We start from the raw sequence: 9,156 nt of genomic DNA on the forward strand, positions 1-9,156 counted from the left end.
GGTCCGGCCCCGCGGGGCTCACTGCCGCTGCGGACTTGGCTCTCATGGGCTACCGCGTGGACATGTTCGAATCCCTGCACGAGACAGGTGGGGTGCTCAGGTATGGAATCCCCGAGTTCAGGCTGCCGAAGGCCATCGTGGATGAGGAAGTTGACTATGTGAGGAGCCTCGGGGTGAGCATCTACACCAATACCGTGGTGGGCTACACGCTCAGCCTCAACGAGATGCTTGAATCCGGCGAGTATCAGGCCGCGTTCATCGGCACCGGTGCGGGCCTCCCATACTTCCTCGGCATTCCGGGGGAGAACCTCAATGGGGTATACTCAGCCAACGAGTTCCTTACCAGGGTGAACCTGATGCGTGCCTACGAGTTCCCCGAGTACGACACCCCGGTCAATGTGGGCGAGAAGGTCGCCGTGGTGGGAGCGGGTAACGTCGCCATGGACTCAGCCCGCACCGCCCTTCGCCTCGGGGCGAAGGAAGTCAAGATAGTGTATCGCCGGTCTCGCGCAGAGATGCCGGCCAGGATCGAGGAGATCGAAAACGCCGAGGAGGAGGGCGTTGAGATGATGCTCCTCGTCAACCCCACCCGGATCATCGACAACGGCTTCGGAGCGGTGGGCGGCATGGAGTGTCTGCGTATGGAACTCGGAGCTCCCGATGAGAGTGGCAGGCGCCGGCCGGTGCCCGTTAGCGGCTCAGAATTCACCATTGACGTTGACACTGTCGTCATCGCCATCGGCCAGGGCCCGAACCCGCTCCTTCTATCCAGGACCACGGGGCTTGCTCTCACAAGGAGAGGGAACATCGAGACGCGTGACGAATACGGAGCTACAAGCATACCTGGGGTCTACGCCGGAGGGGACATCGTGACAGGCGCCGCGACTGTCATCTCGGCGATGGGAGCGGGCAAGCGCGCGGCACGCGGGATAGATCTCTGGTTGCGTTCGAAGTCGTGAGCAGGAGGTGCCTTACTGTATGTTGAGCGATATCGAGATCGCCCAGTCAGCCAGGCTTCGTCCCATCCAGGAGGTGGCGCAGGACGTTGGACTATCTGAAGATGACCTTGAGTATTACGGCAAGTTCAAAGCAAAGGTTTCCCTCGGCGTCCTTCCGAGGCTGGCGGATCGCCCAAATGGAAGGCTCATCTACACCACGGCCATCACCGCGACACCCGCGGGGGAGGGCAAGACTTGCACAGCGGTAGGGGTTACCCAGGCCCTGGGCAAGCTCGGGAAGAAAGTGATGCTCTGCCTGCGTGAGCCTTCCCTCGGTCCCACTTTCGGGATCAAGGGCGGGGCTGCCGGAGGAGGTTACTCCCAGGTCGTGCCGATGGAGGACATCAACCTCCATTTCACCGGGGATATCCATGCAGTCGGCACGGCGCACAATCTGCTCGCGGCCTTGCTGGACAACCACATCCACCAGGGGAACGCCCTCGGAATCGACATCCACCGGATCGTCTGGCGAAGGGTCATGGATATGAACGAGCGGCAGCTGCGCAGCATCGTCTGTGGGCTGGGCGGGTCCGGAAACGGAGTGCCGAGGGAGTCCGGGTTCGACATCACAGTCGCGTCCGAGATCATGGCAGTGCTGTGCCTCGCGACCAGCATGTCCGATCTCAAGGAAAGGCTCGGCCGGCTGATCGTCGCCTATACCCAGGACAACAAGCCTGTGACGGCGTCGGACCTCAAGGCCGTTGGGGCCATGGCCGTTCTTCTCAAGGACGCTCTCAAGCCCAACCTCGTGCAAACCCTCGAGGGCCAGCCCGCGTTCGTGCACGGCGGGCCGTTCGCCAACATAGCCCACGGCAACAACTCCGTGATCGCCACCGGTATGGCGCTCAAGCTAGCGGACTACGTGGTGACCGAGGGAGGATTCGCGGCCGACCTCGGGGCGGAGAAGTTCTTCGACATCGTCCACAGGTTCACCGGACTCAAGCCTGACGTGGCGATCCTGGTTGCCTCTGTCCGGGCCTTGAACATGCACGGCGGGGTCCCCAAAGACAAGGTCAGCGAGACCAATCTCGCGGCCCTCGAAGCAGGGTGCGCGAACCTCGACCGGCACATCCAGAACCTCAAGAAGTTCGGAGTGCCCATCGTGGTTGCGATCAACCGGTTCCCCACTGACTCCCCAGAGGAACTGGAGCTCGTTAAGGGCCACTGCGATGCTCTGGGCGTTCGCAGCGCGATATCCGAGGTGGTCGCCCGCGGCGGCGAGGGCGGGCTGGAGCTGGGCCGGCAGGTGCTTGAGGCGCTGGAGAGCGATCCTTCGGACTTTCACCCCATCTACGACCCGGCCCTGCCCATAAAGGCCAAGATCGAGACGCTCGCGCGGGAGATCTATGGGGCTGACGGTGTGGTCTACACGCCCGGGGCGGAGAAGAACATCTCCTCCCTCACGAAGCTCGGCCTCGACAAGATGCCAATATGCATGGCTAAGACCCAGCACTCCATCACGGACGATCCGAACATGAAGGGAGCGCCCACTGGCTGGAAGCTGAACGTCAGAGAAGTCCGGGCTTCTGCCGGCGCCGGGTTCCTGGTGGTGCTGACAGGCGACGTGATGACCATGCCGGGCCTCCCGAAGGTACCGGCCGCGGAGAACGTGGACATCGACGAGAACGGAAGGATAGTTGGGCTGTTCTGATAGGTAATAATGTACGCGATAGTGGCCTGTCCGCCACCGGGCGTCGGATGGCGTCATGATGGGCCACATGAGCTGAGCCGGAAGGCATGGTCAGCTTCTCCCCCTTGAACCACCAGGTTCCGGGGGGTATTTCTTGTGGCCTGTCCCAATTTCGGGGCTTGAGCGTCACCCAGTGCACGCTATTCATACTATATATCAGCCTGAGGGCCGAGAGTATGCCCAGAAAACCCAGTGGCCTATGGCTGGATAACCGATACGGGAGGAGCGATGAACCGTGGAGAGCGCTCAGGTCGGCTTCGGATGGTGGAAAGGTGGTCTCGCCTGGAGCCTCGCCTTGATCCTTCTAGGAATCATCGTGGTTGCGGTGTTCTGGTTCCCGTGGTGCTAGCGGGGCGTGATTCAGATGCAGTACCGCGTAAAAAAGGGTGACTTGCCTGCAGAGGCAGGCCAGGGGATTCTCAGCGATAAGGAGGACACACAAATGACCGTTGGCGAAGTCGTCAAGGCTGATCCTGGCCCCGGTGTGGGCTGGTGGGCGGGAGGAAACTGGGGAATGCTCTTGATCCTCCTGGGCATCATTGTTCTCGCGGCATTTGTACCCAGGTGGTGGTAGTCGCGAGGGCTATCGCAAGGTGAGACCGGCCGGTCGTAGCCTCGCCCTTCCTGTCAACCGTGCCTGCCACGGCACGGTTGATCTGCGTACCCCAGCGGTGAAATGGACGATTGCCCACCCCGCTTATGTTCGCCCTGTGCTGCATGGTTCTGAGTGACCAAGGTATTGTTCCCCGCGGGAACCTGGTATATACTCTACTCTAGGCGCAGACCAGCATTCTTGGGAGGTGCTCTGTCTTATGAAATCCTTGGAGGAGCTCAAGCGGATCAGAGAGCGGGCGCGGGCTATGACGGAACTCCGCGAAGGTCAGGGTGACGTCAGGATCGTCGTCGGCATGGGGACATGCGGAATCGCAGCCGGCGCCCGTGACACTCTTGGAGCGATCTTGGAGGAACTCGGTCGCCGGAACCTTCACAATGTCACAGTCACCCAGACCGGCTGCGTCGGGCTGTGCGAGCAGGAGCCTATAGTCGACGTTGTCCGGTCGGGCGAGGCGAAGGTGACTTACGGGAAAGTGACACCGGAGCGCGCCCGGCAGATTATTGCGAGCCACGTCGTGAACGGACGCGTTCTCGGCGATCTCGTCATATCCACTCAGTAGGCTTTGCCTTCTGACGAGGATTGTGAATGTCTTCACAAGGCTTGTTGCCGGGATCGTGTGAGATCCGCGCAACACTGCGAACACTTCGGATGGGGAGGGACCCGAGCGTGCACAGTCTGACCGAGACGTGCTCTCCTGACCAGGCATACCTGGATGAGGTCGGAAGAGTTGCGGAGAACTACCGTGGAAAGCCCGAAGACCTGGTACTTGCGCTCCACGACGTGCAAGCCCTGGGGAACTGGCTTCCGCGCGAGGCCTTGACCATCGTGGCGAGGACTCTCAATCTTCCTGTAAGCAAGGTGTATGGTGTCGCGACTTTCTACTCGATGTTCTCCACCAAACCGCGGGGACGGCACATCATCCGGATCTGCGAGAGCGCCCCTTGCCACATCGCGGGAGCGCAGGCGATCGTGGACTCGCTCCAGGCTCAGTTGGGGGTGGAGTTGGGCGGGACCACCAAGGACGGCAGGTTCACCCTCGAGCTCACATCCTGCCTCGGGGTATGTGGTGTTGCCCCTGCGATCATGATCGATGATACGGTTCACGGCAACCTCACTGTGGAGGACCTGCCCGCAATACTGCGGCAGTATGAGTAGGCCGGTCGAGACTGCCTGATCCTGGGCCCCACGCGTGTGGGGTCAACCGCGAAAGGAGGAGTCCTCGTGGAGTTCTATCGTTCTCACGTACTCGTGTGCGGGGGGTCTCCGTGCGTGGCCGCGGGTTGCCGGGCTGTGAGGGATGCTCTAGTCAGCTCGGTTGCAGCGCGGGATCTCGCGCGGGAGATTCGCGTGGTCGAAACCGGATGCCTGGGCCCGTGCGATCTTGGCCCGATTATCGTGGTGTATCCTGAAGGCACTGTCTATACGCAAGTTTCTGTTGGGGACGTCGAGGAGATCGTGGCGGAACACCTCGTCAAGGGCAGGGTGGTCCGGCGTCTCCAGTACACTGGCGAACTCCCCTCAGTGGCCCGGGCGGATGAGAAACGCACCGGGTACTTTGATATTCAGCACCGAATAGTCCTGAGGAACGTCGGGCTCATCGATCCCGACAACATAGAAGAGTATATCGCCCGGGACGGCTACCAGGCCGCGGGGGCAGCGTTGACCTCGATGAAGCCCGACGATGTCATCGAGATCCTCAAGGCATCTGGCCTCAGGGGACGGGGCGGCGCCGCGTTCCCGACAGGCCTTAAGCTCCAATTCACAGCGCGGGCGAAGTCAGACCAGAAATACATCATCTGCAACGCAGACGAAGGCGAGCCCGGGACGTTCAAGGACCGGCTCATTCTCGAGGGCGACCCCCACGGGATCCTGGAGGGCATGATCTTGCTGGGTTATGCCTCAGGTGCAACCCAGGGCTACGTGTACATCCGCGGTGAGTATGCGGTCTCTATCGAGCGGGTGGAGCATGCCATCGAACAGGCGCGTGGCCTCGGCCTGCTCGGGCGGGACATATTCGGCTCCGGGTTCGATTTCGACGTGGAGGTCAAGAAAGGGGCGGGGGCCTACGTGTGCGGTGAGGAGACCGCCCTCATCGAGTCCATCGAAGGAGGCCGGGGCGAGCCCAGGAGCAGGCCGCCATACCCCGGCACACAAGGTCTGTGGGGCAAGCCCACGGTTGTCAACAACGTGGAGACTATCGCCAACATTGCCCCGATCGTGCGAAACGGTCCGGAATGGTTCAAGGGTTTCGGAACCCCGACTTCTCCAGGCACAAAGGTGTACACGCTCACAGGCGACATCAACAACAAGGGCTTAATAGAAGTCCCGATGGGCATCACCCTGCGCGAGGTTATCTACGGCGTGGGGGCTGGAATCCCTGGGGGCCGCCAGTTTAAGATGGCCCAGACTGGGGGCACGTCTGGAGGATGCTTGTCCCGTGCCCATCTCGACATCCCGATGGACTACGACAGCCTTGCTGCCGCGGGGTCCGCACTTGGGTCCGGCGCCCTGCTCATCATCGATGATTCTCACTGCATCGTGGACGTGGCCGCCACTTTGATGAAGTTCTTCCAGCATGAGTCGTGTGGGAAGTGCACCCCGTGCAGGGAGGGCACGAAGAGGCTGTGCGAGCTCGTTGAGAAGATCCGGTCGGGTGAGGCCACGTCAGCCGATATCGCGCTCATACGCTCACTCAGCTCGGCAATGAAAGGTGCGAGCCTGTGCGGGCTCGGGCAGTCGGCCCCGGTCCCGCTCCTCACCATGCTCGAGCATTTCGCCGACGAATTCCAGGCGCATCTCGACGGGCGGTGCCCTACCTCGGTCTGTGCCGTCCGCGCGACAGCGTGACGACAGGGAGGGACGGATTGTGAGCGATACGATCACTCTCACTATCGACGGCAGGACCGCGCAGGTGAAACCGGGGACGACTGTGCTCGACGCGGCGAGAAGCGTCGGAATCTCCATCCCGACCCTATGCTATCACGAGGACTTGGGCGCCCCGGCGGTCTGCCGCGTCTGCGTGGTCGAAGTGGCCGGGATGAAGACCCTGCAAGCTTCGTGCGTCTACCCTGCAACCCAGGGGATGATCGTCAGGACCAACACTCCCGAGGTCCGTGAGGCCCGGAGAATGTCAGTTGAGCTGATGCTCGCGCACCACCCTGATGATTGTCTCTCCTGCCCCAGGAACCTCAGTTGCGAACTGCAGAGACTCGCGGCGGACCTCGGGATACGGGAGATCCGGTTCAATCGGGTCGAACGGGGCATCCCGAAGGACGAGTCCACCCCCTCGCTTGTTCGCGACCCTGACAAGTGCATCAATTGCCGAAGGTGCATCCTTGCGTGCGATGGAGTGCAAGGTGTCTCTGCCTTGACCACGGTGAACCGGGGTTTTGACTCCGTGGTGATGCCTGCGTTCGAGGACAACCTGACACAGGTGGCATGCACCCTCTGCGGCCAGTGTACTCTGGCGTGTCCGGTCGGAGCCATAACCGAGCGGGATGACACGGAGTCGGTATGGGAGGCCCTCGCAGACCCCAAGAAGCACGTGGTCGTCCAGACCGCCCCTGCGATCCGGGCTTCTCTCGGCGAGGAACTCGGGCTTCCGGCTGGGTCCATTGCGACCGGGAAGATGGTTGCGGCCTTGCGCAGGCTCGGGTTCGACCGGGTGTTCGACACGGACTTCGCGGCGGACCTCACCATAATGGAGGAAGGAAGCGAACTGCTCGAACGGCTGGAGCACGGGGGAAGCCTTCCACTTCTCACATCGTGCAGCCCCGGATGGATCAAGTTCATTGAGCACTTCTACCCCGAGTTGCTGCCACACGTGTCGTCGTGCAAGTCACCCCAGCAGATGTTCGGGGCACTCGCCAAGACCTACTATGCCGAGCGCGCCGGGCTCGACCCGGAGAACGTCTTCGTGGTCTCGATCATGCCGTGCACCGCTAAGAAGTTCGAGGCCTCCCGGCCCGAGATGACTGCAAGCGGCCATCGGGACGTCGACATCGTGCTGACCACGAGGGAACTCGGCCGCATGCTCCGCCAGGCAGGTCTGGATTTCGCAAACTTGCCTGAAGAGGAGTTCGACACGCCCCTGGGCATCTCGACCGGCGCGGGAGCGATTTTCGGGGCGACGGGCGGTGTGATGGAGGCTGCGCTCCGGACCGTCTATGAGATCGCGACCGGCAAGACCTTGGGCAACGTCGAGCTGACCGACGTGCGCGGCCTCGAAGGGATTAAAGAGGCGGTGGTGGACCTCGAAGGCAAGCCTGTCAAGGTCGCCGTGGCACATGGGCTCGCCAATGCCAGAAAGGTCCTGGACCGGATCGCCGCGGGCGAGGCTGACTGGACGTTTGTGGAAATCATGTGCTGCCCGGGAGGGTGCGTGGGAGGCGGAGGACAGCCGGTCGGAACTGTCATGGCCACGCGGGGCAAGCGCGGCGAGGCTCTCTACGAGGTCGACCGGTCCATGCCTCTTCGGAAGAGCCATGATAATCCTGCAGTTGCGGCACTCTACGCGGAGTTCCTGGGCAAGCCGCTGTCGGAGCGATCGCACGAGTTGCTGCATACTCACTATGTGTCCAGACGATCCTGAGTTCAGCGTTCTTGCAGATTACCCACGGTGTGGTGTAAAATGATACGGGTTTGGTGCCTCCCGACAAAGACGCCGGCCAGGCACCAAACTAACGTACCCCGCCACGCGACGGGTCTTTGTTCGTCGGGGAAGGTCCGGGAGACTAAAGGAGTGAGACTCATGCCCAAAGGGTCGTTCCGAGGAGGTGTGCATCCTCCGGGGAACAAGTCGAGCACCGCTGGACTTTCGATCGTGCGGGCCCAGCGACCGTCTCAAGTCGTGGTAATGCTTCGTCAGGCTACTCGTTCTGCTCTAACACCCATAGTTGAGAAAGGATCCGCCGTCCTCATGGGACAGAAGATCGCTGACAGCGAGGACCGGCGGGCCGTGCCCGTGCACTCGCCTGTATCGGGCAAGGTCACAGGCATAGTAACGGTCAGGGCCTGGAATGGCTGTCTGGAACCGGCCGTCGCCATCGAGTCCGATGGTGAGGACACGCTCGCCGATTCCGTCGCGCCTGTTGCGGAGGTGGAGGCCCTCTCCCGAGAGGAGCTTCTGGCGATTATCCGGGACGCGGGGATCGTGGGCATGGGAGGCGCAGAGTTCCCCACGCACGCAAAACTGGCTCTACCTGCGAATGTGAAAGCGGACACGTTCATTATCAACGGGGCGGAGTGCGAACCGTACCTCACCGCTGACCACCGCCTTATGGTGGAGCGGCCCGCTGATGTGGTACGAGGAGCACAGATCCTGATGAGTGCGGTCGGGGTTTCGAAAGGCATAATCGCAGTGGAAGACAACAAGCCCGATGCCGCGGAGGCCTTACGGCATGCCGCCCGTGCCGCACAGGGCATCGAGGTAGCTGTTGTTGAGACTAAGTATCCACAAGGTTCTGAAAAACATCTGATCAAGAGCGTTCTGGGAAGGTCAGTTCCCCCCGGCTGCCTGCCGTTCCATGTGGGAGTCGTCGTGAACAACGTGGCGACGGCCGTCGCGGTGGCGGACAGGTTTGACAGGGGAATGCCCCTCATAGAGAGAGTTGTCACCGTCACTGGATCCGCTGTCGCGAGTCCTGCGAATGTGCTGGCCCGGATAGGGACGAAGGCCCAGGAACTCATAGACCAGTGCGGCGGGTACTCGATGGAGCCCGGAAAGATAGTATTCGGCGGTCCGATGATGGGATGCCCGATTCCCAGTACAGACGTCTCAATCTCGAAAGGGACTTCCGGGATCCTCGTTCTCTCGCAGGCAGAAGCCAAGCGAATTGAACCCATCGCTTGCA

8 protein-coding genes are annotated in these 9,156 nt (G+C 61.7%); all 8 read left to right on the forward strand.

Translation table 11 applies throughout. The features are described from left to right. On the forward strand, window positions 1-959 hold a 959-nt coding region (locus tag NUW23_09340; GenBank protein MCR4426375.1), incomplete at its 5' end, for an FAD-dependent oxidoreductase. Between the two features lie 19 nt (window positions 960-978). Next, entirely contained in the window at window positions 979-2,649 is a 1,671-nt protein-coding gene (locus NUW23_09345; GenBank protein MCR4426376.1) for a formate--tetrahydrofolate ligase, read from the forward strand. Between the two features lie 481 nt (window positions 2,650-3,130). Then, window positions 3,131-3,262, forward strand: a complete 132-nt coding sequence (locus NUW23_09350; protein ID MCR4426377.1) for a hypothetical protein — start codon at window positions 3,131-3,133, stop codon at window positions 3,260-3,262. Between the two features lie 238 nt (window positions 3,263-3,500). Further along, a complete protein-coding gene (locus tag NUW23_09355; GenBank protein ID MCR4426378.1) occupies window positions 3,501-3,863 on the forward strand; it encodes a (2Fe-2S) ferredoxin domain-containing protein in 363 nt (120 codons plus the stop codon). Between the two features lie 107 nt (window positions 3,864-3,970). After that, entirely contained in the window at window positions 3,971-4,459 is a 489-nt protein-coding gene (nuoE, locus tag NUW23_09360; protein ID MCR4426379.1) for an NADH-quinone oxidoreductase subunit NuoE, read from the forward strand. Between the two features lie 66 nt (window positions 4,460-4,525). After that, window positions 4,526-6,151, forward strand: a complete 1,626-nt coding sequence (gene nuoF / locus NUW23_09365) for an NADH-quinone oxidoreductase subunit NuoF (GenBank protein ID MCR4426380.1) — start codon at window positions 4,526-4,528, stop codon at window positions 6,149-6,151. Window positions 6,152-6,170: 19 nt separating this feature from the next. Further along, entirely contained in the window at window positions 6,171-7,895 is a 1,725-nt protein-coding gene (locus NUW23_09370; GenBank protein ID MCR4426381.1) for an NADH-dependent [FeFe] hydrogenase, group A6, read from the forward strand. 159 nt (window positions 7,896-8,054) lie between these two features. Beyond that, on the forward strand, window positions 8,055-9,156 hold a 1,102-nt coding region (gene rsxC / locus NUW23_09375; GenBank protein MCR4426382.1), incomplete at its 3' end, for an electron transport complex subunit RsxC.

The sequence above is a fragment of the Bacillota bacterium genome, assembly GCA_024655925.1.
Lineage (GTDB): Bacteria > Bacillota > DTU025 > DTU025 > JANLFS01 > JANLFS01.